The sequence below is a fragment of the Streptosporangium amethystogenes subsp. fukuiense genome (assembly GCF_042665875.1).
Lineage (GTDB): Bacteria > Actinomycetota > Actinomycetes > Streptosporangiales > Streptosporangiaceae > Streptosporangium > Streptosporangium fukuiense.
This window is the reverse complement of record NZ_JBHTEE010000001.1, coordinates 9,109,373-9,132,552: the sequence shown is the minus strand read 5'-3', so window position 1 is coordinate 9,132,552 and position 23,180 is coordinate 9,109,373. Positions and strand designations below refer to the sequence as shown.

The following is a 23,180-nucleotide window of genomic DNA, read 5'->3' as shown; positions in this document are numbered from 1 at the left end:
CACCGCCTATGGTGCCCTGCATGAACGCGGAACGCGGTGCTGACGGAGCTCCGTCACGCCCATCGGGCGGCAGGGGTCATCTCGGGCGGCGTGCCTTCCTGGTGGGCGGCGGGCTGACCGCGCTGGGCCTCGGCGGCGCCGCGCTGGCGGCCGGCCCGGACGGCATCAGGGGGGCGTACGCCCAGATCGTCTGCGGCGCGGTCCCCGTGCCCCCGGTGACGTCTCCTGGAACGCTCCAGCGCAGCCGGGTCGACCGGCGCCGGGTCATCGTCGGGATGCCTCCGGGGGCGACGGACGGGCTGCCTGTGGTGATCATGCTTCACGGGGCCGCGGGTGACGCGCGCACACCGTTCGACGTCTACGCGATCGACCGCTACCTGGCCGCCGGGGGCGGGCGCTTCGCGCTGGCCGCCATCGACGACTGGCCCTCCGCCGACATCCCGGGAACCCTGCTGCCCTACCTGAGCATGAACGGGATGGACACCGCGAAGATCGGGCTGATGGGCTGGTCGGCGGGTGGCGCGGGGGCGCTGAGGCTGGCCGCGGAGCTGGGCCCCGCACAGGTGGGGGCGGTCGTCGCGGCGTCGCCGGCGGTGAGCGCGGCGCAGGCGCCGCTGCGCGAACTCGTGAACATCCCGGTCTGGCTGGGATGTGGGGAGCGCGACGCGTGGGCACGGCAGACCCAGACCATGCTGAAGGCCCTGAAGGCACTGGGTGCCACTGCCGAGGGAGGGATCAGCGAAGGATGCCAGGACACGGCCTACCGCCGCAGGGTGTTACCCGAGCAGCTGGCCTTCCTCGCACGACATATATGACATATATGACAAGGGACGCCCCGGTGAGGCGTCCCCGGACAGTGTTTCCGCCCCGACCCCGTTAGGTGAGAGCCGGCTCGCGATCCTGCAGACGGTTGAACTCCTCGTCGCGGGCGCTTGCCGCGAGTTCGTCGTTCTGGGCCTGGAGCCGGGTGAGCTCTCCCTCGAGATCACGGATGCGCTGCTGGAGACGACGCATTTCCGAGACCATACGAGGGTCGGGACCGCCGACGTGGCCTAGTAGAGCCTTCGCCATAGTAAAGGGTCCTCCACGCTGAGTGACCAGACTGGTTCGCGCACTTCTTTGCCGCGGGAGGGGTGCGCGTGGTTCTTTGTCAAGAGTCGCACCGGTGAGGGAGACGGTCAAGCTGAACGCTCCGAATGGATGCACCAGTAGGCACTCTCGACAGTCAACTATACCGTATTTTGGGCGGTTTAGGAAAGTGGTCAGCGCTCGACAAAACCCTCGAGACCGCCTTTGACCTCGCTCCAACGTTCGACGACCCCGTCCACCCTGCCGGGCGTCTCACCGCCCCTGAGCAGCTCGAGCAGCATCGCGCAGGACTTCTCAGCCCCCTGCGCGACCACCTCGACCCGGCCGTCGGCCGTGTTGCGCGCCCAGCCGACCAGGCCGAGCTCCAACGCCCTGGACCGCGTCCACCAGCGGAAACCCACACCCTGCACGCGACCCCTGACCCAGGCGGTCAGCCGCACGTCCGTCACGCCGCGGCCCTCCTCGGCCTGGGCTGGCAGCGAGGGCAGCTGTAGGAGGAACGGTTCATGAACGACTCGCGAACGATCGGGGCGCCGCACCGCGGGCAGGGTTCGTCACGCCTGCCGTAGACCGCGAGGGAACGGTCGAAGTAACCGCTCTCACCATTGACATTCACGTAAAGACTGTCGAAGGATGTGCCGCCCTCGGCCAGCGCGGCGGACATCACCGCCCTGGCGGCGCCCAGCAACTCGGAGATCTTCGGCTTGGTCAGCGTCCCGGTGGGCCGGGCGCCGTGCAACCTGGCCCGCCAGAGAGCCTCGTCGGCGTAGATGTTGCCGACACCGCTGATCAGCGACTGGTCCAGCAGCGCGCGCTTGACCTCGGTCTGCCGGGCGCGCAACCGGCGGGCGAACGCCTCGTCGTCGAAATGCTCCTCGAACGGGTCGGCCGCGATGTGCGCGATCGGCTCGGGCACCGCCCGGCCGCCGGCCCGGGTCATGGCGGTCACCAGCACGTGGCCGAAGGTCCGCTGGTCGACGAAGCGCAGCTCCGGGCCACCGTCGGTGAAGCCGATCCGGACCCGCAGATGCTTCTCCGGTACCGTGTCCGGCTCCACGACCAGCAGCTGGCCGCTCATCCCGAGGTGCGCCAGGATGGCGTCGGGGCCGTCCAGCGGCAGCCAGAGATACTTACCCCTGCGCTCCGCCGCACCGACGGTGCGGCCCTTCAGCCGGGTGGAGAACTCCTCCGCTCCGGGAAGGTGCCGTCTGATCGCCCTCGGGTGGAGCACCTCGGCATGGGCGACGACCCTGCCGGAAACCCACCGCTCCAGGCCACGGCGTACCACCTCGACCTCGGGCAGTTCGGGCATGCACCCCTCCTTGGGCGACGGTCAGCCGGCTTCGCGCCTGTCGCGGTCCTGGCGGATTCTGTTCCAGGCCGCCTCCGCCGCCTGCTGCTCGGCTTCCTTCTTCGAGCGGCCGGATCCCGAACCGTATCCCTCTCCGCCGACGCGAACGACCGCGGTGAAGGACTTGGCGTGGTCGGGGCCGCTCTCCTCAACATGATATTCGGGCACGCCGAGCGACTCCGAGGCGGTGAGCTCCTGCAGGGAGGTCTTCCAGTCGAGCCCGGCGCCGAGCGAGGCGGAGCGGGTGATGAGGGGGTCGAAGAGCAGGTGGACGACGCGGAACGCCTCGTCCAGCCCCCTGTTCACGTAGATCGCGCCGATCAGCGCCTCAAGGGTGTCCGCGAGGATCGAGGACTTGTCGCGCCCCCCGGTGCCCTCCTCACCCCGGCCGAGCCGCAGGAAACGGCCGAGACCCAGCGAGCGGGCCACGTCGGCGAGGGCGCGCATGTTCACCACCGCGGCCCTGAGCTTGGCCAGTTGCCCTTCGGGCAGGTCGGGGTGGTTGCGGTAGAGGGTGTCGGTGACGACCAGGCCCAGCACCGAGTCGCCCAGGAACTCCAGGCGCTCGTTGGTCGGCAGGCCGCCGTTCTCGTACGCGTAGGAGCGGTGCGTCAGCGCACGCTCCAGGATGGCGACGTCCAGACGCACCGACAGCAGGCGCTCAAGCTCGTCCTTGACGAACTCGACGGCGACCGGTTTGACACTCGTACCCACGGCTTCTCCTCGCACGCTCTCTCATCGAATGCGCGATGGCGAAGAAACGAGAGATGCCCGAAGATGTGGTGGGCGCCGGGAGGGCACGCGTTCTACCGCGAACCCCGGCGTCCACCACAACCGCGGGCGGACCGCCATCGCAGGGTGGGCGGACGGTGACGCCGACCGGGCCGGAAAGGACCCGGCCGGCATCCGTCTGTCAGACTGCGATCAGGCGGAGGGCTCGATCACCTGACGGCGGTTGTAGGTGCCGCAGGTCGGGCACGCCACGTGCGGACGCTTCGGCGAGCGGCACTGGGGGCAGCTCACGAGCGAAACCGCGGCGGCCTTCCACTGCGACCTGCGGGAGCGAGTGTTGCTCCGCGACATCTTGCGCTTGGGGACAGCCACGTCAGCTCTCCTGATCGTTGTTATGTTCCGGAATCAGACCCTGCAGCTTCGCCCAGCGGGCGTCGATCACCTCGTGGCCGTGGTCAGGCCCGGCATCCGCCAGCCTGACCCCGCACTCCACGCAGAGCCCGGCACAGTCCTCACTGCAGACCGGGCTCAACGGCAGTGTGAGCACCACCGCGTCGCGAAACGCGGGTTCGAGGTCGAGAAGTTCACCGTCGAGAAGCGAGTCACCCTCGGCAGCATCCTCTGCCGAGTAGAAGAACAGCTCCTGGAAGCCCACCTCGGCTCGCGAGATGACCGGCTCCAGGCAGCGTGCGCACTCCCCCCGCAGCGGGGCTTGCGCAGTGCCCGTGACGAGCACACCCTCCATGACCGCCTCAAGCCGGATGTCCAGCTCGACTTCGGCGTCCTTGGGAACGCCGATCATGTCGACGCCGATGTCCGCCGGTGCCGGGAGAACGAGGTCCATCCGCCGCATCGACCCTGGTCGTCGCCCCAGGTCATGGGTAGAGATCACCCATGGGGCTCGGGGGTCAAGGTTGGGATGAGTCATTTCGCTCTCGTTAGGCATGGCGCATCATCGCCATCGTGCAAGGCCGAAACAAGAGAATAGCAGGGCCTAGCCCCTGAGCCGTTCGACCAGGAGCTCCTGGACAAGATCGGGAACTAGCCCGGCCACGCTCCCACCATACTTGACGATCTCCTTGATGCGGCTGGAGGACAGGAAGGAGACCTCGGGCCCGGTGGCCATGAACAGGGTCTCCACCCCCGACATCCGGTAGTTGAGCTGCGCCATCTGGAGCTCGTAGTCGAAGTCGCTGATCGCGCGCAGGCCCTTCACGATGGCGGGGATCTCCTGCTGCCTGCAGTAGTCGACCAGGAGGCCGTGGAACTTGTCCACGCGGACGTTCCCGTACTCCTTGGTGACCGTCTGGAGAGTCTGGATACGTTCGTCCACCGTGAAGAGGCTCTTCTTCTCGATGTTGATCAGTACGGCCACGACGACCTCGTCGTACTGCCGGGAAGCCCGGCCGATGATGTCCAGATGACCGTTCGTGACGGGATCGAAGGATCCCGGACAGACAACGCGACGCAAGGTGGACTCCCTGCTCTTAAGGATTCCCGGCGGCGCGACCGTACCAAACGGCCGCTTCACCGTAACGACGGACCCTCTCCTCTTCGTACCCCGCCGGCCAGCGGAGGTCCCCTCCCCGGCTCTCCCTCTCCACCGCGACGAGCGCGTCCTCGGCCAGCCAGCCTCGGTCGCGCAGCAGTTCGAGCACCGTCCCCACCTCCTCGTCGCCCAGCGCGTACGGCGGGTCGGCGAGGACGAGGTCGTACGGCTCCCCGCTCTCTCCGACGCCCCTGGCCAGCAGCCGCTCGACCCTGTCGGCGGCGACCTCGGCCCCGGGCAGCCCCAGCGAGGTGACGTTCTGCCTGATCGTCCGGATCGCCCTGGCGTCCGACTCCACGAGAAGCACCCGGGCGGCCCCCCGGGAGAGCGCCTCAAGCCCGAGCGCGCCCGAGCCCGCGTAGAGGTCGAGCACCCGGCACCCCTCCAGCGGGCCGATCAGCGACCCCACCGTGGAGAAGATCCCCTCCCTGGCCCTGTCGCTCGTGGGGCGGGTCCCCCGCCCCGGCGGCACTGCCAGCCGCCGTCCTCCTGCGCTTCCCGCGATGACTCGGCTCACCCGGCCATCCTCTCAGTGCCATCGCGCGGCGCCACCGCGCGATGGCACCGCACGGTGCCGCCGCCCGTCCCCGGCGCCTGCCCCCGGAGCGGCCCGGGTGCGCCACACGCAGCACGGCGTGTCGCGACGCATCACATAACCGCAGGTCAAAAGGGTCCTGGTAGGTGATCTAGGTCAAGAGTGGGCAAGGAGTGGCGACGAAAGCGTAAGGGTCGTTCCGTCAGGTGCCGGTCCCTTGCATGATGATTCCTGCGGCCTCCAAGTGACCCAGGGGGAGGCCGACCGGCGTGATCGTGAGCCCTTCCGCACGCCGGTGCTCTCGGCACCTGACCCGGGAGTGGGCCCAGGCGGGGACGGCATTCGGGGGGAGGCCGTCCCCGCAGTTGGGCACGGCGCGTCCGCCGGCCCCGGCCACGAAGCCCCGCCGGGCATCGCCACCGTCGGCCCTCAGGTCTTCTCCAGGTACTCGGCGCGCTCGTCCGCCAGGAGCCTGTCGATCTCCGCGCGGAGCACGGGGTGCCCCGCCAGCTCGAGGTCGGCCTCCAGCATCGCCTCGGCGTCCAGGCGCGCGGCGTGGATGACGTCCTCGTCACGGAGGAGCCTGAGCATCTTCAGCGACGACCTGCGTCCCGACTGGGCCACCCCGAGCACATCACCCTCCCTGCGCTGTTCCAGGTCGACACGGGACAGCTCAAAGCCGTCCAGGGTGGCCGCCACGGCGTCGAGCCGCGCCCTGGCGGGCGTGCCGCCGGGAGAGTCGGTCACCAGCAGGCAGAGACCGGGCAGCCCGCCGCGGCCGACCCGGCCGCGGAGCTGGTGGAGCTGCGAGACGCCGAACCTGTCGGCGTCCATGATGACCATGACCGAGGAGTTGGGGACGTCGACGCCGACCTCGATGACCGTGGTCGCCACCAGCACGTCGATCTCTCCCCTGGTGAACGCCTTCATCACCGCGTCCTTCTCCTCGGGAGGGAGCTTGCCGTGGAGCACCTCCGTACGGAGCCCCAGCAGCGGCCCCCGCGAGAGCGTCTCCGCCACGTCGAGCACCGCCAGCGGCGGCCTGCGCTCGTCGTCGGACTTCGACATGTCGCCCTCGTCACCCTCCAGGTCGCCGATGCGCGGGCACACGACGTAGGCCTGGCGGCCCAGCCCGATCTCCTCGCGCAGCCGGGTCCAGGCGCGGTCGAGGAAGTGCGGCTTCTCCGCGGCGGGAACCACGTGCGTGGTGATCGGGGCACGCCCGGAGGGCAGCTGGGAGAGCGTGGAGACCGTGAGATCGCCGAAGACCGTCATGGCGACCGTGCGGGGGATGGGGGTGGCGGTCATGACGAGCACGTGCGGGCGGCCGGCCCCGGCCTTCTCGCGAAGCGCGTCGCGCTGCTCGACGCCGAACCTGTGCTGCTCGTCGACCACGACCAGGCCGAGATCGGCGAACTGGACCCGCTCCTGCAGGACCGCGTGGGTGCCGACGACGATGCCCGCCGTGCCCGAGGCCACGTCGAGCATGGCCGAGCGGCGGGCCGCGGCGCCCAGCGAGCCGGTCAGCAGGGCGACCGCGGTGCCGCCGAACATGCCCCCGCCTGCCAGGTCGCCGAGCATGGCCGAGATCGACCTGTGGTGCTGCTGGGCGAGCACCTCGGTGGGCGCCAGCAGCACGGCCTGTCCCCCGGCGTCGACCACCTGGAGCATCGCGCGCAGCGCGACGACGGTCTTGCCCGCCCCGACCTCGCCCTGGAGCAGCCGGTGCATGGGGTGGGCCATGGCCAGGTCGGCCGCGACCTCCTCGCCCACCTCGCGCTGCCCCTCGGTCAGCTCGAACGGCAGCCGCTTGTCGAAGTCGGCGAGCAGCCCGTCGGAGATCGCGGGCCTGGGGGTGGCGGGCCAGGAGGCCGCGGCCATCCGGCGCTGCAGCAGCACCGCCTGGAGCAGGAACGCCTCGTCGAACCTGAGCCGCTTGCGCGCCCTGGCCACGTCGGCGTGGTCGCGCGGCCGATGAACGGCCAGCAGCGCGTCCGACAGACCGGGGAGCCTGTGCCGGGCGCGCAGTTCCTCGGGAAGCGGGTCGTCGAGTTCGCCCATCGTGTCGAGGACGACGCCCAGCGCCCTGCGGATGGCCCAGGGCGTCACGTCCTTGCCCGCCGGATAGATCGGCACGAGCGCGGCGGCGAACTCCTCGGCCCCCGTCTCGTGCTCCTCGATCATCTCGAACTCGGGGTGGGAGAGCTGCCACTTGCGCTTCTCGCCCTGGCCGAAGGCGCCGACCTTCCCGGCGAACATGCCGCGCCTGCCCGGCCGCAGCCGCGTCTCCGCGATGTGGGACGCCTTCCCGAAGAACGACAGGTAGATCTTGCTGCGGCGGGCGTCGACGACCTCGACCTCCAGCCAGGTGCCGCCCTTGTTCCGCATCGGCCTGCGCATCGCCCTGGTCACCTCGCCCACCACCGTGACGTGCTCGTCGACCCGCAGGTCGTCGAGGTCGGTCAGCTCACCCCGCTCGGCGTAGCGCCGCGGGTAGTGCCGCAGCAGGTCGCCGACGGTGCGCAGGTCGAGAACGCTCTCCAGCAACTTGGCGGTTTTGGGGTCCAGCGCCTTCGCCAGCGGCTCGTCGAAGCTCGTCACCCCAGCTTTCTACCGTGTGCGGGGGACAGAAATCGCCCGGCCCGGCCCACGGAACGGTTCACGCGCGCCTGTCGGCGAACCCACGGCGCCCGCTCACCCACCCGGTTCACTCGACGCCGATGAGCAGCGGGTAGCCGCCCTGGCCGCCCTCGTACAGCACCACCTCGATGTCCGGCCTGGTCTCGGCCAGGTGGTCCAGCACCGCGCGCGCGAGCCCCTCGGGGGCGTCGACGCCCTCCAGAACGGTCACCAGCTCGCTGCTGGAGGACACCATGCGGCCCACGACCTCCAGGGCGGTGGCCCCGAGGTCCCTGCCGATCAGCGCGGCGTCCCCGTCGACCACCCCCAGGACGTCACCCGGCTCGGCCAGGCCCGCGCTCGTCATGACCTCGCGGTCGGCCACCCAGACGTGCCCGTGGCGGGTGTGCGCGGCCGCCTCGGTCATGGCCACCACATCGTCGTCGAAGCGGCGCAGCGGGTCGTGCACGGCCAGCGCCGACAGGCCCTGCACCGAGGCCCTGGTCGGCAGGACGCCGACCACCAGGCCCTCCTCCCTGGCCACCTCCGCGGCGGCCGCGGCGACCTCGCGCGTCCCGCTGTCGTTGGGCAGGACCACGACCTCCGAGCCGGCCTCGCGGATGGCGGCGAGCACCGCCGCCAGCGGCGGGCTGGAGCCCGGCTCGCGGCGGACGACCACGGCCCCCGACTCCTCGAACAGCGCGGCCAGCGCGGGTCCCGCCGCCACGGCCACCACTCCCCTGCCCCGCGCGGCCGGGTGGGTCCTGTCCGCGCCGACCAGATACGTCACCCTGATCCGGTGGGGCCGCCCCAGCCGGACCGCCGCCTCGATCGCCGCGCCCGCGTCGTCCACGTGAACGTGCACGTTCCACAGGTCGTCCCCACCCACGATCACCAGCGACTCGCCCAGCGCGTCGAGTTCCGCGCGAAGCGCCGCGACCTGTGCCGCTCCGGCCTCCAGGAGGTACATGACCTCGTAGCCGGGCCCGTCCGCGCTCTCCCCCGCGACCTCCGCGCCGATCCGGTGGGCCGGGGCGGGGATGTCCACCCGCCCGGTGTAGGAGTCGGTGACGATCGCGGCGAGGCTCTCCAGAATGATCGTCAGGCCCGCGCCGCCCGCGTCGACCACCCCGTTGCGGGCCAGCACGTCGAGCTGCCCGGGGGTACGGCGGAGCGCGGAGCGCGCCTCCTCGGCCGCCCTTCTCGCGATCGAGGCGAGATCTCCGCGGCCGTCGCGCACCGCCGCGGCGACCGCGGTCAGGACGCTCAGGATCGTGCCCTCGACCGGCCTGGCCACCGCGGCACGGGCCAGCTCGGCGGCTCTGACCAGGCCACGGCAGAGGTCCGTGCCGCGCCCCTCGGCCTCTCTGAACACCTCGGCGAGGCCGCGTAGCACCTGGCTGACGATCACCCCGGAGTTGCCCCGCGCGCCGAGCAGCGCTCCCTGCGCGAGCGCCTGCCAGGTGGCCGCCGTCCCCGCGTCCGCGGGCAGCCCGTCGAGCGCCTCGGCCGCGGAGAGCATGGTCAGGTGCAGGTTGGTACCGGTGTCGCCGTCGGGCACCGGGAAGACGTTGAGCGCGTCGATCTCCTCGCGCGCCTTCCCCAGCGTCTCCGCGGCCAGCCGCGACCACCTCCGCACCGAGGGCGGGTCGAGAACCTGCAGCATTCCTGCCCTCCTGCTCCTGCTCGCCCTCGTCGATCCCACCGGTCTCCCCTGGCAGATCCCGATGCCGCGACCGGTGGTCCCCCGTCCGCACAACCCGTCCGCACAACCCGTCCGCGCAGCCCGTCCGGCCCGGCCCGCACCGGCCGATCGCCGCCCGCCGGACGCGACCCGCCATGGCGCGTCCCGGGATGCGCTACGGTTGCCTCCGGAGATTATCCCCGTTCGACCGTTCACGGCGGCTCACGTTCGCCTGTAGGGCCGAACATCGGGTATCCTCGTGTGGCCAGCCGGTCGTCCCGGCATGCCCGATGACCGCCCGCCAGTGCGGCGGATCGAGCCTCTCGACTGATCTAAGGAGCGAACCGTGGCTTCCGTCTGCGACGTTTGCGCTAAGAAGCCGACCTTCGGCAACAACGTCTCCCACTCGCACCGCCGCACCCGCCGCCGCTGGAACCCGAACATCCAGCCCGTGCGCGCAGTGGTGAACGGCACGCCGAAGCGGCTGAACGTTTGCACCTCCTGCATCAAGGCCGGCAAGGTCACCCGCTAGTCGGACTTCCGCGAAGCCCGCCGCCCCTCTACGGGGTGGCGGGCTTCGCCGTTCCCAACGGGTCTCGCCGCCGGGGACGGGCCTGCCCGCCGAGGCCGGCTCTGCCGCGTTCGGTACGGCTCCACCGCGTTCGAGGCGGGTTCTCCGCGTTCAGCGGAAGCGCAGCCGCCAGGCGTGGTCCACCGGGCCGATGCCGGCCCCCAGGGGGAAACCGTGCTCGATCGCGCCGGTGACGTACGCCTTCGCCTTCTCCACCGCGGCGGGGACGTCCTCGCCGAGGGCCAGGTGGGAGGCTATCGCGGAGGCCAGGGTGCAGCCCGTGCCGTGGGTGTGCCGGTTGTCGTGGCGCTCCGCGGTGAAGCGGAACTCCCGCGTGCCGTCGGTCAGCAGATCGACAGGAGCCCCGGGAAGGTGGCCGCCCTTGATGAGCGCCCACTCGGGCCCGAGCGCCAGGACCGCGTCGGCGGCCCGGCGCAGGTCGGCTTCGTCGGTGACCTTCACACCGGTGAGCTGGAGCACCTCCCACAGGTTGGGGGTGACCACCGTGGCCGTGCGCAGCAGGCTCGACCTGACCGTCTCCACCGCCTCCGGGGCGAGGAGCGCGTCACCGTGCTTGGAGACTCCCACCGGATCGACCACGACGGGCACGTCCAGCCCTGCCAGCACCTCGGCGACCGTCTCCACCAGTACGGGCGAGGCGAGCATGCCGGTCTTGACCGCCTGGGCACCGATGTCACCGAGCACCGAGTCGAGCTGGGCGCGGACCGCCTCCGGGGGAAGCTCCCAGTAGCCCTGCACGCCCAACGAGTTCTGTGCGGTCACCGCGGCGATCACGCTCATGCCGTGGACGCCGAGGGCCAGCATGGTCTTCAGGTCGGCCTGGATGCCCGCACCACCTCCGGAGTCGGAGCCGGCGACGGTCAGCACGCGAGGGGGAGCCAGAACGGTCATGCCCCCATCCAACCAGCCCCGTGCCGACCGGCTGAGCACCCCCGTCCACTTCCCGCCACGCCTTGGCCGCGTGGAAGAGCCGCGGCGGCACCGGCTCGGGCGACCGAGGCCCGACCGGGCCGGATCCGACGGCACCGGCCTGGTCCGGGACGCCGGGTCAGACGCCGGGTCAGACGCCGGGTCAGACGACGGCGCACTCTCCCCGGTCGCTCCGACAGGTCTCCGGAATCCCCGCGTCACCGCTCGCGGTGAAGACGACGACGAGTTCCTCGCCCGCCTCCAGCCCCTCCGGCGAGTCGATCACCAGGCTGTCGTCGAGTTGCTCCCAGTCGGCTCCGTGCACCGAGGAGACCGTCCCGTTGACCGGCACGCTCACCCTCAGGTTCTCGACGCTCTCGTCCGCGGCGACCACGAGCCTGACCGTGTACGACTGTGCCCTGCTCTTCACGAGGGCGGCGCCCACCATGATCACGGCGCCTCCCGCGGCGGGCGCGGGCGCCTCGAAGGTGGCGGTGGGCACGGGGACGGGCGCCGTGGTGCTCGGGGACTGCTCGGGAGCGGGTGTTCGGTGGTTACCGACGACGAGGGGCTCGGAGGTGGGCGTGGGCTCCGGTTCGCCGGTGGGCGACGGCTCGTCGGAGGCCAGGGGCGCGCGGGTGGCCTTCCTTGTCGTGGTGGGCCTGGGGGTGGAGGTGACTCCGCCTTCCCTGCGGGTGGAGGCGGGAGTCGGGACGGGCGTGGCCTCCGTCGTCTCGTCGCCCGCCTCCTCGGGCTCGTCGGCCGGTACGGGGTCCTCGGTGGGCTCGGTCTCACCGACGGGGTCGGGCAGCGGTTCCGGCTGGTTCGACACCGCCGTGGCGCAACCGGCGACCGGGCAGTCGGCGGCGGAGCTCTCGGAGCCGGTCAGCGTCCGGATCCCGAACGCGGTCCCGCCGAGCACCACCGCCACCGCGGCGACGATCAGCAAGGTCATTCTGGTCCGTCCGCCGGACCTTTCCTCGTCCTCCGGCCATGTGACGGACGGCTCGGACTCCGACGTCCATCCCGAACCCAGGAAACCCGTCTGGGGCTCGGTGACCATCGACTCCTCGGGACGGAGCCGGCGCCCGATCGGCTCGTCCCGGTGACCGGGTGCCGGATCGGGCCCCGGCCCGCGTTTCCCCCGGTCCGGGGAAGCCGCTTCCCCGTTTCCACCATGGCGGCCCATATCGCCCCTTTCTCGGAGGGAATCTCGACCGCCCAACTTCATACCAGTTCAATAACCGTTTGTGGCAATTTTCGCAGATGTAACAACGAGTGGTAAAGGTCACTCCCGGAAGTGATCCCAGCCGCCACGGTCCAGCAACATGCCTTTGACCTGCACTCCCTCACCCTCGATGACATGGCCCACCACACTCCAGCCCTCCGGGAGCCGTACCCGGGCCGGGAAGGTCGCGGCGAGGGCGTGGTCGTCGCCGCCGGAGAGCACCCACTCCAGCGGGTCCGTGCCGAGCAGCCGGGCGGCCTCCCGCATCACCGGCGGGATGTGGAACGCCTCCGGGTCGAGCACGAGCGCGGTTCCGGCCGCGGCCGCCACGTGGCCGAGATCCTGAAGCAGGCCGTCGCTCACGTCGAGCATGGCGGTGGCCCCCAGTGCGGCGGCCTCGGGGCCGCGCGGGTAGGGAGGGCACGGGCGGCGGTGGGCGTCGATCAGCTCCACCGGCCCGGCCAGGCCCGCACGGAGCAGCGCGAGGCCCGCGGCGGCGTACCCGAGGCGGCCCGCGACCGCGACCACGTCACCGGGCCTGGCCCCGGACCTGGTGACCGGCGCCCGGCCGCCGAGGTCGCCGAGGGCGGTGACGGCGATCACGACGAGGTCGCAGCGGGTGATGTCGCCGCCCACCATGCTGGCGCCGACGAGGTGGCACTCGTCGCGAAAGCCGTCCGTGAGGTCGTCCAGCCAGCCGGTGGCGGCGTCGGCGGGCAGCCCGAGGCCGACCACGAGGCCGGTGGGGTCCGCTCCCATCGCCACGACGTCCGAGAGATTCTGCGCCGCGGCCTTGCGCCCGATGTCGTAGCCACTGGACCAATCACGGCGGAAGTGCCTACCCTCGAGTAACAGGTCAGTCGTCACGACGACCCGCCCGTCGGGAGCGCTCACCACCGCGGCGTCGTCCCCGGGACCGAGCAATACGGTCCCTCCCTGCGGCAAGCGTCCGGCAATACGTGCAACAACTCCGAATTCGCCGAGATCTCCGACTGTGATGACACACCTCCCGTTCATCACAGGGTACGGTGGCCCTTCGGCACTGATCCAATCGCCCCGGAGGTCGTTGTGGTGCAGGCCTACATCCTTATTCAGACCGAGGTCGGCAAGGCCGCGAACGTGGCTTCGGAGATCTCCGGCATTCCTGGTGTCACCCAGGCCGAGGACGTCACCGGACCCTACGACGTGATAGTGCGGGCGGAGGCCCGCAACGTCGATGAGCTGGGAAAGCTCGTGGTGGCGCAGATTCAGGGTGTGGAGGGGATCACGCGTACACTGACGTGTCCCATCGTCCATATCTGAGTCCGTATCTGACCGTCGGGAACGTGACATGCCACTGCGGTCCATCCGCCTGGCGGGGTGCGCCTGCGCCCTGCTGATCCTGGCGGGATGCGGCGGCGCCGTCCGGGTCGAGCCGCCCGTCCCCGAGGGACCCGCCGCCGCCGCGTGCCAGGCGCTCGCCGAGCGGCTCCCGCGGAGACTCGACGGCGCGGACCGGGTCGAGTCCACCCCCGCCTCCCCCTACGTCGCCGTGTGGGGGCAGGGCCGCATCGCGCTGCGCTGCGGGGTGCCGCGGCCGGTGACGATGTCGCCCACCGACCAGGTGCCCGAGATCAACGAAGTGGCGTGGTACGCCGACCCGGCCCGACCGACGCTGTTCACGTCGGTCGGCAGGGCGGCCTACGTCGAGGTGACGGTCGCGCGGGAGCACACCCCGCAGAACGTGCTGGTCGATCTCGCGGCACCGATCAAGGCAGCGCTACCGCAGACCGGGTGAGCGGCGCAGCGCGAGCTGGATCAGCCGGTCGACCAGCTCCGCGTAGGGCACCCCGGTGGCGGCCCAGAGCTGCGGTGCGACCGACATCGCGGTGAAGCCGGGCATGGTGTTGATCTCGTTGACGATCAGTCGCCCGTCGGTGGTGTAGAAGAAGTCGACCCGCGACAGGCCCTCGCAGCCCAGCGCCTCGAAGGCGCGCACGGCCATCGCCCGCAGCTGCTCGGCCGTCTCCTCGGGGATGTCCGCGGGCACCGACAGGGACATGTCGTCCCCGAGGTACTTGGCCTCGAAGTCGAAGAACTCGTGGTCTCCGTGAACCAGCACCTCACCGGGCATGCTGGCCCGGGGCGCCTCGTCGCCCGGCGACTCCAGCACGGCGCACTCGATCTCGCGGCCGGTGATCGCGGCCTCGACCAGCACCTTGGGATCGTGCTCGCGGGCGAACTCGATGGCCCGCTCAAGCTCCTCCAGGTCGGCGGCCTTGGAGATGCCCTGGCTGGACCCGGCGCGGGCGGGCTTGACGAAGACCGGCCAGCCGAGCTCCTGGACCTCCTTGAGCACCCGGCCGCGGTCGGTCCGCCAGTCGCGGTCGCGGATCGCGACATACGGCCCGACGGGCAGGCCCGAGGCGGCGAGGACCATCTTCATGTACGCCTTGTCCATGCCGACGGAGCTGGCCAGCACCCCGGAGCCGACATAGCGGACCCCGGCCATCTCCAGCAGCCCCTGGATGGTGCCGTCCTCCGCGAAGGGGCCGTGCATCACCGGGAAGACGACGTCGACGTGGCCGAGCTCGACGGGAATGCTGCCGGGGTCGTACGCCACCAGCGAGCCACTACCGGATGTCAGCGCCAGCGTCGCGCTCGCCGCGTCGACGGCGGGAAACTCGCCGCTCTCGATCCCATACTGCTGCTCCCCGGAGGCGAGCACCCACCGGCCGTCCTGGGCGATCCCGATCGGGACCACCTCGTACTTGGACCTGTCGATGGCCTCCAACACGCTTCCCGCTCCGAGAATGGAGACGGCGTGCTCGGAATTGCGACCGCCGAAGACGACGGCGACCCTCGGTAGAGGTTCGTGCTGCTCACTCATGATGCTCGAATCTACCCCCTGTTAGGGGGCAATCCGGCTGTTAGACGCGCCTATCTACTCGATGCGGGTAGTGAGTCGAGTGCCTTGGTCACGTCCATGATGAGATCTTCCGCGTCCTCGAGCCCGATGGAGAACCGGACGGCCGCCTCGTCGATCCCCGCCGCCCCGCCGAGCCGCCGGTGGGTGGTCGAGGCCACGTGCGCGGCCTTGGTGTGGATTCCTCCGGCGGAGGGGGCGATCGAGGCGAGCCTGAGGGCGTCGGCCAGGGCCACGCCGGCGTCGTAGCCACCGCGCGGAGTGATCGTCACGCAGGCGCCGTACCTGGTGCCCTCGGGTCCCGAATCGAACAGGTGCCTGGCGAGCTGGTGTCCGGGGTGTCCCGGCAGCCCCGGGTAGTCGACCCGGCGCACGGCGGGGTGCTTGGCCACGGCCGCGGCGAAGACCATCGCGGTGGAGCACATCCGGCGGACCCGCAGCGGCAGGGTCGCGAGCCCCCGGCGGAGCAGGAAGGCGTCGTCGGGGGAGAGCGTGCCCCCGGTGTCGATCCTGACCTCGCGCAGCTGGGCGATCAGGTCGGGACGGCCCACCGCGACGCCCCCGGCGCAGTCGTCATGGCCGCCGAGGTACGTGGTCGCGGAGTGGATCACCAGGTCGGCGCCGTGTTCCAGGGGACGGCACACGATCGGGGTGGCGAAGGTGGAGTCGACCACCAGCAGCGCCCCCGCGGCGCGGGCGATCCGGTAGAGGCCGCGGATGTCGGAGACCGCCATGGTCGGGTTGGAGAGCGTCTCCGCATAGATGATCTTCGTGTTGGGCCTGATCGCCGCCTGCACCCCGGTCAGGTCGCCGTAGCCGACGAAGTCCGCGCTGACCCCGAACCTGGACAGCACATTGGTGATCAGCGAGTGGGTCCCGCCGTACAGCGGGGTGGGCGCCACCAGATGCGCGCCCGCGCGCAGGAACGTCATCAGGACGGCGTTCACGGCGGCCATCCCCGAGGCGAACGCCTGCCCGGCCACGTCCTCGGGCGCCGCGGCCCCCTCCAGGGAGGCCACCGCCGAGGCGAACGCGGCGGTGGTGGGGTTGTCGATCCGGCCGTAGACGTGGCCGGACCCCTTCTCCTCCAACACCTCGGCGTACTCGGCGGAGTCGCCGAAGCCCCAGGCGGAACTGCGCCACACGGGGAGACCGAAGGGTCTCTGCGGGGGCGGCTCGGGAGCCGGCAGGTGCACCGACCGGGTGTTCTCCCCCCTGCGCCTGCGCATCCGTCTGTTCATGGGCCACACCGTGTCTTCACAGGCCGTACCGTTCCGGCTTGGGAGTCCGCGACATCAGGAGCACCGCGGCCTCGCTGGGAGGCATTGCGTCATGGACGACGGCCACCACCACTTCGGTGATCGGCATCTCCACGTCGTGCTTTCTGGCCAGTTCGAGCACCGACTCGCAGGATTTGACCCCCTCGGCGGTCTGTTTCGTGGCGGCGATGACCTCGGCCAGGGTCATACCCCGCCCAAGATTCTCCCCGAAAGTACGGTTCCGCGACAATGGGGAGGTACAGGTCGCCACCAGATCGCCCATGCCCGCCAGCCCCGCGAAGGTGTGCGGGTCCGCGCCGAGCACCGTGCCCAGCCTGGAGATCTCGGCCAGCCCGCGCGTCATCAGCATCGCCCCGACGTTGTCGCCCAGCCCCATCCCCGCCGAGATGCCGACCGCGAGGGCGATCACGTTCTTGACGGCCCCGCCGAGCTCGACCCCCACGACGTCGGGGTTGGTGTAGGGGCGGAACCAGGGCGGCAGGTAGCAGGCCTCCTGAAGGCGCTCCATCGCCCGCTCGTCGGTGCAGGCGACCACGGTGGCGGCGGGCTGGCCCCGGACGATCTCCCCGGCCAGGTTGGGGCCCGACACCACCGCGACCCGCTCCTGGGGCACCCCGGCGACCTCGCAGATCACCTCGCTCATCCGCTTGGTGGTGCCCAGCTCGATGCCCTTCATCAGGCTGACCAGCACCGCCTCCGGCGGCAGGTGCGGCTTCCAGCGGGTCAGGTTCTCCCTCAGGGTCTGGGAGGGCACCGCGAGCACCACGAAGTCGGCGCCGTCGAGAGCCTCGGCCGGGTCGGTCGTGGCGCGCAGCGTCTCGGGCAGCACCGCGCCCGGCAGGTAGACGGGGTTCTCGTGCCGCCGGTCGATCGCCTCGACGACCTCCGCGCTGCGGCCCCACAGGACCGTCCGGGTACCCGCCCCCGCGAGGATCATGCTGAAGGTCGTCCCCCACGATCCCGTGCCGAATACAGCCGCCTTGGTCATCGGTTCTCCTTGGGCGTGGAAACCTCCGCCTCCGGGCGGGGGAGAAGACACGGCGCGACGCCGTACGGTTCGGCACCGTGTCCGGCGGTGGCGACAGCCGGGCCACTACGAGTGTGACCGGCTAGGTCCTCACCGCCGGGCTGGCGGAGAGGTGAAACGCCTGTGGAGCTGGTGTAGGACCTCAAGGGATTTCTCCTGGCGGGCGACCGGCGGTGATTCAGGAACTCTCACGGGCGACCGTGGGAATCCCCTCCCTTCGGGGAGGGGAGGATGTCAACACCGTACGCCGAAGTCAGTTGTCGGAAGGTCGCTTGAACGGCGCCTTGGGCGCCTTCTCCCCGCGGAGTTCGGCCAGCTGGGCCGTGATCGCCGACATGATCTCGGTCGTCGCGGAGCGCAGCACGTCGGCCTGGAGCGGCTGCCCCCGGTACTTCGACAGGTCGACCGGTGGCCCGGTCAGCACGCGGAAGGTCTTGCGCGGCAGCAGGCTGGGCCTTTTGGCACCGTACGGCAGGATCTCCTGGGCGCCCCAGTGCGCGACGGGGATCACCGGCGCGCCGGTCTCCAGCGCCAGCCTGGCCGCGCCGGTCTTGCCCTCCATCGGCCAGAAGTCCGGGTCGCGGGTGCAGGTACCCTCCGGATAGAACATCACGCACGCCCCCGCGGCGAACCGGCGCCGCGACTCCTCCAGCGAGCGTCCCGCGTCGGAGCTCCCCCGGTAGACGGGAATGACCTGGAGCGCCCTCAGCAGGGGGCCGAGCAGCGGCACCGCGAAGAGACCCGACTTGGCCAGGATCACCGGCCAGCGGCCGTTGTTGTAGAGGAAGTGCGAGATGAGGATCGGATCCAGCCACGACAGGTGGTTGGTCGCCACGATGATTCCGCCCGTCCTGGGCAACCGGTCGCTGCGACGCCAGTCCTTCTTGACCAGGAGCCACGAGATCGGCTTGACGATCGCGACGGCGAAGGCGACCCAGAATCGTGAGGGCCAGCCGGGGCGTCTCATGGGCTCCTCCGTATGAGCGGTTTGCGCACCAAGTCTCCCGGTTGGCTCCCCGAGATGTCGAGACGGGATGCTTAACGCTATGCCTGCTCAGGAAAGTTCCGCCTGGACCCTTGTCGTCCCGGTCAAGACGCTGGTCGCCGCCAAGACCCGCCTGTCTGCGGCGGCGGGCCCGCACCGGGCCGCGCTGGCCGTGGCGATCGCCTGCGACACCGTCGAGGCGGCGCTGAGGTGCGCGCTCGTCACGCGGGTGGTCGTGGTGACGGGTGACCCCGTGGCCGCCGAGGCGCTCGGCGGGGTCGGCGCGCACGTGGTCGGCGACCCGGAGGCGGGGCTGAACGCCGCCCTGCGGCACGGCGCCCTGGAGGCGGCCCGGCTGGCGCCCGGCGACGCCGTCGGCGCCCTCCAGGCCGACCTCCCCGCCCTCCGCCCCGCGGAGCTGGCCCGCGTGCTGACCGCCGCCGCGGAGTTCGACCAGATGTTCCTGCCCGACGCCTCCGAGATCGGCACGACCTTCTACGGCGTACGGCCCGGCACGCCGTTCACGCCGGGGTTCGGCGGCGAGTCGCGGGACCGGCACCTGCGGCGCGGCGCCAAGGAGCTCTGTGTGGCGGGCGTGGAGTCGGTCCGCCATGACGTGGACACCCCGGACGACCTCCGCCAGGCGCTGGTCCTGGGCGTCGGCCCCCGCACGCTGGCCATGGCGGAAAGGATCTCGGTGTCCGGCGGCCCTTCGCGGCCGGAGGAACGCGACAGGGACCGATAGTCCCGGGTTGGGGCGGGATTCCCGTCCGGGGGCTACCCTGGGCGTGTGCAGGCGACGGTGCGGAGCTTCGAGGAGGCGACCCGGTCGGGGTCGGTCTTCCTGGACGACGGGACCGAGATCCCGTTCGGCGCGGCGGCCTTCGACGCGGGGCCGCTCCGGCTGCTCAGGGCGGGTCAGCGGGTCAACATCGTCATGAACGGCGACGACGTCTCCTACATCACCCTCTCGACTTTCCCCGTACCCGGCCGGTGAGGCGGCCGGGTAACCGGCTTCCCCGGCGGTCCGAGCCGCGATCATCTCCGCGGCGCCCCGCCGACGAGTCCGTCGAACGTGGCGGAACACTTTTCGACGGCTCCGGCCGGGCGTCCCGATCCGGCGGCGCCGGTCGGAAAGCCGGACGCCCGGGCTCCCGCTTCGGGAGTCCGGGCGTCTACGCCGAGACCTATTTCTTCTTCGATGCCTTCTTGCCGCCGTTGTTGACGAGTTCCTTGAAGTCGGAACCGGGCCGGAATTTCGGCCCCCAACTCTCGGCGACGTGGATCTCGGCACCCGTCGAGGGGTTGCGGGCGGTGCGGGCCGGCTTGTGCACCATCTCAAAGGCACCGAACCCCGTGATCGAGACCTTGTCACCACTCGCGACGGTGGTCTGGATCGTGTCGAGCACCGCGTTCACGGCTTCGGTGGCCGTCTTCTTGTCGCCCACCCGATCCGCGATGGCGTCGACGAGTTCCTTTTTGTTCATAAGGTTGCTCCCCCTGCTTACCGATGTCCGGGAGTGGGTCACGGGGCAGAAAACCCGTCTCACCCGATTTGTCACGGCGAGGGGTCTCATCACAGATCTCTCATCAACGATCACGATGAGAAACCCCCTGCTCGCTTGAAATTAGGGGACGGAGCCGTATGACTCAATCACCTTCCGCAATGTTTCCAGTGCTCGGCGTATCTGAAACCACGACATCAATACTGAGAAGGAACAAATCAAGACGCCCTGTGGCGTGATCGAGGTCGCGCTTGGCCATATCGCAGATGGCCAGCAGGCGCCTGGTGAGACGTTTTCTCTCCTCGACGGAGACAGGCAGGGACCGGACGCGGCGGTGCGCCTCGCGCAGCCGCCACGCCAGCTCGTCTTCTGAACTCGTCAGACGGTCGTCGGCAGCCATGGCTGCCGACCATTCTCGTATGTCCCGATGGCGTCGGCGTTGCGCAGGGTCAGCCCGATGTCGTCCAGGCCCTCCATCAGCCGCCAGCGCGTGTAGTCGTCGATCTCGAAGGCGGCGGCCTCCGTGCCCCAGCGGACCTGACGTCCTGCCAGGTCAACGGTTATCTCAAGGGTCGGGTCCGCCTCGACCGCGGCCTGCAGCGCCTCGACGATCTCGCCCGGCAGGACGACCGGGAGCAGGCCCATCTTGGTGGAATTATTACGGAAGATGTCTCCGAAACGGGCCGCGATCACGACGCGGAAGCCGTACTGCTGCAGGGCCCAGACCGCGTGCTCCCGGGAGGAGCCGGTGCCGAAGTCGGGGCCGGCCAGCAGGATCGAGGCGCCCTCGTGAACGGGGTCGTTCAGGACGAAGCCGGGGTCCTCGCGCCAGGCGGAGAACAGGCCGTTCTCGAACCCGGTCCTGCTGACCTGCTTGAGCCAGACGGCGGGGATGATCTGGTCGGTGTCCACGTTGCTGCGGCGCAGCGGCACGGCCCGGCCGGTGTGGGTGGTGAACGCTTCCATCGCGAGGGCTCCTTACAGGTCGGCGGGCGCGGTGAGTTTGCCGGTGACGGCGGTCGCGGCGGCGACCTGCGGGGACACGAGGTGGGTACGGCCACCCTTGCCCTGCCGCCCCTCGAAGTTGCGGTTGGAGGTCGAGGCGCTGCGCTCGCCGGGGGCGAGGGTGTCGGGGTTCATCCCCAGGCACATGGAACAGCCCGCCTCGCGCCATTCGGCGCCCGCGGCCTTGAAGACCTCGTGCAGCCCCTCCTGTTCGGCCTGGAGCTTGACCAGCATCGAACCGGGCACGATCAGCGTGCGCGTCACGACCTGGCGCCCGCGCAGCACCTCGGCCGCGGCGCGCAGGTCCTCCAGCCTGCCGTTGGTGCAGGAGCCCACGAAGACCGTGTCGACCTTGACCTCGCGGAGCGGGGTGCCCGCGGTCAGGCCCATGTACTCCAGGGCACGCGCGGCGGCGGCCGGGTCCTCGGTGTCCTCGGGACGGGGCACGGACGTGCCCAGCGGGGCGCCCTGACCCGGGTTGGTGCCCCAGGTGACGAACGGGGTCAGCGTCGCGGCGTCGATCTCCACGACGGTGTCGAAGACCGCGTCCTCGTCGCTGACCAGCGACCTCCAGTACTCGACCGCGGCGTCCCAGTCGGCGCCGGACGGCGCGTGCGGACGGCCCTTGAGGTATTCGAAGGTGGTCTCGTCCGGGGCGATCATGCCCGCACGGGCGCCCGCCTCGATGGACATGTTGCAGACCGTCATCCGGCCCTCCATGGAGAGCTTGCGGATGGCCTCGCCCCGGTACTCGACGATGTGGCCCTGGCCGCCGCCGGTGCCGATCTTGGAGATGATCGCCAGGATCAGGTCCTTGGCGGTGACGCCGGGGGGCAGCTCGCCGGAGACCTCGATGGCCATGGTCTTCGGCCGGTAGGCGGGCAGTGTCTGGGTGGCCAGCACGTGCTCCACCTCGGAGGTGCCGATGCCGAACGCGATGCCGCCGAAGGCGCCGTGGGTGGAGGTGTGAGAATCACCACACACGATCGTCATGCCGGGCTGGGTCAGGCCGAACTGCGGGCCGATGATGTGGACCACGCCCTGCCCCGCGTCGCCCATCGGGTGCAGCCGGACGCCGAACTCCGCACAGTTCTTGCGCAGCGTCTCCACCTGCGTCCGCGACACCAGGTCGTTGATCGGACCGCGTACGGTCGGGACGTTGTGGTCCTCGGTGGCGATGGTGAGGTCGGGCCGCCTGACGGGGCGACCCGCCATGCGCAGGCCGTCGAACGCCTGCGGGCTCGTGACCTCGTGAATGAGGTGAAGGTCGATGTAGAGCAGGTCGGGCTCTCCCTCCGCACGTCGCACGACGTGCTGCTCCCAGACCTTCTCCGCGAGCGTGCGGCCCATGTCGCCTCCTTGCGATCGGCTATCCCGCACCCACTTGCTTTCTCATATGTCGAGACGGCAGTATCGGTGTATGGACAACTCTAGCGGAGTCGGCGTACTGGACAAGGCCGTCCTCGTGCTCAACGCCCTTGAAGCCGGCCCGGCGTCCCTCGCACAGCTCGTCCACGCCACCGGCCTGGCCCGTCCCACCGCCCACCGGCTGGCCGTAGCCCTGGAGCACCACCGCATCGTCTCCCGCGACACCCAGGGTCGTTTCGTCCTGGGCCCCCGCCTGTCCGAGCTGTCCACCGCCGCCGGCGAGGACAGGCTGCTGGCCGTCGCCTCACCGGTTCTCACCCAGCTGAGGGACCTGACCGGGGAGAGCGCGCAACTCTACCGGCGGCAGGGTGACGAGCGGGTCTGCGTGGCCGCCGCCGAGCGTGCCAGCGGGCTGCGCGACACCGTACCGGTCGGCTCGGCCCTGCCGATGCTCGCGGGGTCCGCGGCGCAGATCCTGCTCGCCTGGGAGGAGCCCGACCGCCTGCACCGGGGCCTGCGCGGGGCCAAGTTCACCGCGGCCACGCTCGCGAGCGTGCGGCGCAGAGGCTGGGCGCACAGCGTCGGCGAGCGCGAGCAGGGTGTGGCCAGCGTCTCGGCGCCGATCAGGGGCGCGGGCGGCAAGGTGGTCGCCGCGGTGTCGGTCTCCGGCCCGATCGAGCGTCTGACCCGCACCCCCGGCAGGCTGCACGCCGCCCCCGTGGTCACCGCCGCCGAGCGGATCACCGAGTCGATGCGCCGCGCCAACTGACCTCCGCGGCGACTGACACCGAGCGACCTGTGGGCGATCTGTGGGCGA

28 protein-coding genes are annotated in these 23,180 nt (G+C 70.8%); 7 read left to right on the top strand and 21 right to left on the bottom strand.

What is annotated here, in order from left to right:
- Positions 1–20: 20 nt before the first annotated feature.
- On the top strand, positions 21–815 hold the full coding sequence (locus tag ACFQVD_RS40550; protein WP_343982344.1) for an alpha/beta hydrolase-fold protein: 795 nt from the start codon (positions 21–23) through the stop codon (positions 813–815).
- Positions 816–876: 61 nt separating this feature from the next.
- Here the strand turns inward: ACFQVD_RS40550 and ACFQVD_RS40545 are convergent, their stop codons facing one another.
- The 10 genes from ACFQVD_RS40545 to ACFQVD_RS40500 form a co-directional block, all read right to left on the bottom strand.
- A complete protein-coding gene (locus ACFQVD_RS40545) occupies positions 877–1,071 on the bottom strand; it encodes a hypothetical protein (RefSeq protein ID WP_084195478.1) in 195 nt (64 codons plus the stop codon).
- 191 nt (positions 1,072–1,262) lie between these two features.
- Positions 1,263–1,538: an acylphosphatase gene (locus ACFQVD_RS40540; protein WP_343982339.1), complete on the bottom strand. Its 276-nt coding sequence runs from the start codon at positions 1,536–1,538 to the stop codon at positions 1,263–1,265.
- Entirely contained in the window at positions 1,535–2,401 is an 867-nt protein-coding gene (mutM, locus tag ACFQVD_RS40535) for a bifunctional DNA-formamidopyrimidine glycosylase/DNA-(apurinic or apyrimidinic site) lyase (RefSeq protein WP_343982337.1), read from the bottom strand. Before mutM ends, ACFQVD_RS40540 begins: the two co-directional genes overlap by 4 nt.
- Positions 2,402–2,422: 21 nt before the next feature.
- The gene (gene rnc, locus ACFQVD_RS40530) at positions 2,423–3,097 is read right to left on the bottom strand and encodes a ribonuclease III (protein ID WP_051752506.1); all 675 of its coding nucleotides are present in this window, start codon (positions 3,095–3,097) and stop codon (positions 2,423–2,425) included.
- A gap of 267 nt (positions 3,098–3,364) precedes the next feature.
- Complete coding sequence (gene rpmF, locus ACFQVD_RS40525; RefSeq protein ID WP_012894381.1) at positions 3,365–3,544, bottom strand: 50S ribosomal protein L32; 180 nt, start codon at positions 3,542–3,544, stop codon at positions 3,365–3,367.
- A gap of 1 nt (position 3,545) precedes the next feature.
- A complete protein-coding gene (locus ACFQVD_RS40520) occupies positions 3,546–4,100 on the bottom strand; it encodes a YceD family protein (protein WP_343982332.1) in 555 nt (184 codons plus the stop codon).
- Positions 4,101–4,166: 66 nt separating this feature from the next.
- Positions 4,167–4,643, bottom strand: a complete 477-nt coding sequence (gene coaD, locus ACFQVD_RS40515) for a pantetheine-phosphate adenylyltransferase (RefSeq protein WP_030913570.1) — start codon at positions 4,641–4,643, stop codon at positions 4,167–4,169.
- Between the two features lie 16 nt (positions 4,644–4,659).
- Positions 4,660–5,238: a 16S rRNA (guanine(966)-N(2))-methyltransferase RsmD gene (rsmD, locus tag ACFQVD_RS40510; RefSeq protein ID WP_343982328.1), complete on the bottom strand. Its 579-nt coding sequence runs from the start codon at positions 5,236–5,238 to the stop codon at positions 4,660–4,662.
- Positions 5,239–5,685: 447 nt separating this feature from the next.
- A complete protein-coding gene (gene recG / locus ACFQVD_RS40505) occupies positions 5,686–7,857 on the bottom strand; it encodes an ATP-dependent DNA helicase RecG (protein ID WP_343982325.1) in 2,172 nt (723 codons plus the stop codon).
- Between the two features lie 106 nt (positions 7,858–7,963).
- Complete coding sequence (locus ACFQVD_RS40500; protein ID WP_343982319.1) at positions 7,964–9,541, bottom strand: DAK2 domain-containing protein; 1,578 nt, start codon at positions 9,539–9,541, stop codon at positions 7,964–7,966.
- 364 nt (positions 9,542–9,905) lie between these two features.
- Between ACFQVD_RS40500 and rpmB the strand changes: the two genes are divergently transcribed.
- Positions 9,906–10,091, top strand: coding sequence for a 50S ribosomal protein L28 (gene rpmB, locus ACFQVD_RS40495; RefSeq protein ID WP_012894387.1), 186 nt, complete (start codon positions 9,906–9,908; stop codon positions 10,089–10,091).
- A 150-nt stretch (positions 10,092–10,241) separates the two neighbouring features.
- On the opposite strand, the gene thiD is transcribed toward rpmB, so the two are convergent.
- The 3 genes from thiD to ACFQVD_RS40480 form a co-directional block, all read right to left on the bottom strand.
- Positions 10,242–11,042: a bifunctional hydroxymethylpyrimidine kinase/phosphomethylpyrimidine kinase gene (thiD, locus tag ACFQVD_RS40490; protein WP_343982299.1), complete on the bottom strand. Its 801-nt coding sequence runs from the start codon at positions 11,040–11,042 to the stop codon at positions 10,242–10,244.
- A 181-nt stretch (positions 11,043–11,223) separates the two neighbouring features.
- Complete coding sequence (locus ACFQVD_RS40485; protein ID WP_343982296.1) at positions 11,224–12,015, bottom strand: hypothetical protein; 792 nt, start codon at positions 12,013–12,015, stop codon at positions 11,224–11,226.
- A 333-nt stretch (positions 12,016–12,348) separates the two neighbouring features.
- A complete protein-coding gene (locus tag ACFQVD_RS40480) occupies positions 12,349–13,305 on the bottom strand; it encodes a thiamine-phosphate kinase (RefSeq protein WP_343982293.1) in 957 nt (318 codons plus the stop codon).
- A gap of 51 nt (positions 13,306–13,356) precedes the next feature.
- Here ACFQVD_RS40480 and ACFQVD_RS40475 point away from each other — a divergent pair, with 51 nt between their 5' ends.
- Both ACFQVD_RS40475 and ACFQVD_RS40470 read left to right on the top strand, forming a co-directional pair.
- The gene (locus tag ACFQVD_RS40475; protein WP_030913587.1) at positions 13,357–13,590 is read left to right on the top strand and encodes an Lrp/AsnC family transcriptional regulator; all 234 of its coding nucleotides are present in this window, start codon (positions 13,357–13,359) and stop codon (positions 13,588–13,590) included.
- A 28-nt stretch (positions 13,591–13,618) separates the two neighbouring features.
- Positions 13,619–14,065, top strand: a complete 447-nt coding sequence (locus ACFQVD_RS40470) for a DUF3515 family protein (protein ID WP_343982287.1) — start codon at positions 13,619–13,621, stop codon at positions 14,063–14,065.
- Here the strand turns inward: ACFQVD_RS40470 and ACFQVD_RS40465 are convergent.
- The 4 genes from ACFQVD_RS40465 to ACFQVD_RS40450 form a co-directional block, all read right to left on the bottom strand.
- Positions 14,048–15,157 (bottom strand): D-alanine--D-alanine ligase family protein, encoded by a 1,110-nt coding sequence (locus ACFQVD_RS40465; protein WP_343982284.1) that lies wholly within the window; start codon positions 15,155–15,157, stop codon positions 14,048–14,050. The two genes, ACFQVD_RS40470 and ACFQVD_RS40465, sit on opposite strands and share 18 nt — an antisense overlap.
- A gap of 50 nt (positions 15,158–15,207) precedes the next feature.
- Positions 15,208–16,434, bottom strand: coding sequence for a trans-sulfuration enzyme family protein (locus tag ACFQVD_RS40460; protein WP_343982281.1), 1,227 nt, complete (start codon positions 16,432–16,434; stop codon positions 15,208–15,210).
- Positions 16,435–16,450: 16 nt separating this feature from the next.
- A complete protein-coding gene (locus tag ACFQVD_RS40455; RefSeq protein ID WP_343982278.1) occupies positions 16,451–17,461 on the bottom strand; it encodes an NAD(P)H-dependent glycerol-3-phosphate dehydrogenase in 1,011 nt (336 codons plus the stop codon).
- Between the two features lie 292 nt (positions 17,462–17,753).
- Complete coding sequence (locus ACFQVD_RS40450) at positions 17,754–18,467, bottom strand: lysophospholipid acyltransferase family protein (RefSeq protein ID WP_343982275.1); 714 nt, start codon at positions 18,465–18,467, stop codon at positions 17,754–17,756.
- A 67-nt stretch (positions 18,468–18,534) separates the two neighbouring features.
- Here ACFQVD_RS40450 and cofC point away from each other — a divergent pair, with 67 nt between their 5' ends.
- Both cofC and ACFQVD_RS40440 read left to right on the top strand, forming a co-directional pair.
- Positions 18,535–19,230, top strand: coding sequence for a 2-phospho-L-lactate guanylyltransferase (gene cofC, locus ACFQVD_RS40445; protein ID WP_386273726.1), 696 nt, complete (start codon positions 18,535–18,537; stop codon positions 19,228–19,230).
- A gap of 45 nt (positions 19,231–19,275) precedes the next feature.
- A complete protein-coding gene (locus ACFQVD_RS40440) occupies positions 19,276–19,482 on the top strand; it encodes a hypothetical protein (protein ID WP_343982269.1) in 207 nt (68 codons plus the stop codon).
- A 190-nt stretch (positions 19,483–19,672) separates the two neighbouring features.
- On the opposite strand, the gene ACFQVD_RS40435 is transcribed toward ACFQVD_RS40440, so the two are convergent.
- The 4 genes from ACFQVD_RS40435 to leuC form a co-directional block, all read right to left on the bottom strand.
- Positions 19,673–19,972, bottom strand: coding sequence for an HU family DNA-binding protein (locus ACFQVD_RS40435; RefSeq protein WP_030913604.1), 300 nt, complete (start codon positions 19,970–19,972; stop codon positions 19,673–19,675).
- Between the two features lie 163 nt (positions 19,973–20,135).
- A complete protein-coding gene (locus ACFQVD_RS40430) occupies positions 20,136–20,390 on the bottom strand; it encodes an SCO5555 family protein (protein ID WP_343982264.1) in 255 nt (84 codons plus the stop codon).
- Positions 20,369–20,956 (bottom strand): 3-isopropylmalate dehydratase small subunit, encoded by a 588-nt coding sequence (gene leuD / locus ACFQVD_RS40425; protein ID WP_343982262.1) that lies wholly within the window; start codon positions 20,954–20,956, stop codon positions 20,369–20,371. Before leuD ends, ACFQVD_RS40430 begins: the two co-directional genes overlap by 22 nt.
- A 12-nt stretch (positions 20,957–20,968) precedes the next feature.
- Positions 20,969–22,345, bottom strand: coding sequence for a 3-isopropylmalate dehydratase large subunit (leuC, locus tag ACFQVD_RS40420; RefSeq protein WP_343982259.1), 1,377 nt, complete (start codon positions 22,343–22,345; stop codon positions 20,969–20,971).
- 70 nt (positions 22,346–22,415) lie between these two features.
- Here leuC and ACFQVD_RS40415 point away from each other — a divergent pair, with 70 nt between their 5' ends.
- A complete protein-coding gene (locus ACFQVD_RS40415; protein ID WP_030913609.1) occupies positions 22,416–23,132 on the top strand; it encodes an IclR family transcriptional regulator in 717 nt (238 codons plus the stop codon).
- Positions 23,133–23,180: the final 48 nt, after the last annotated feature.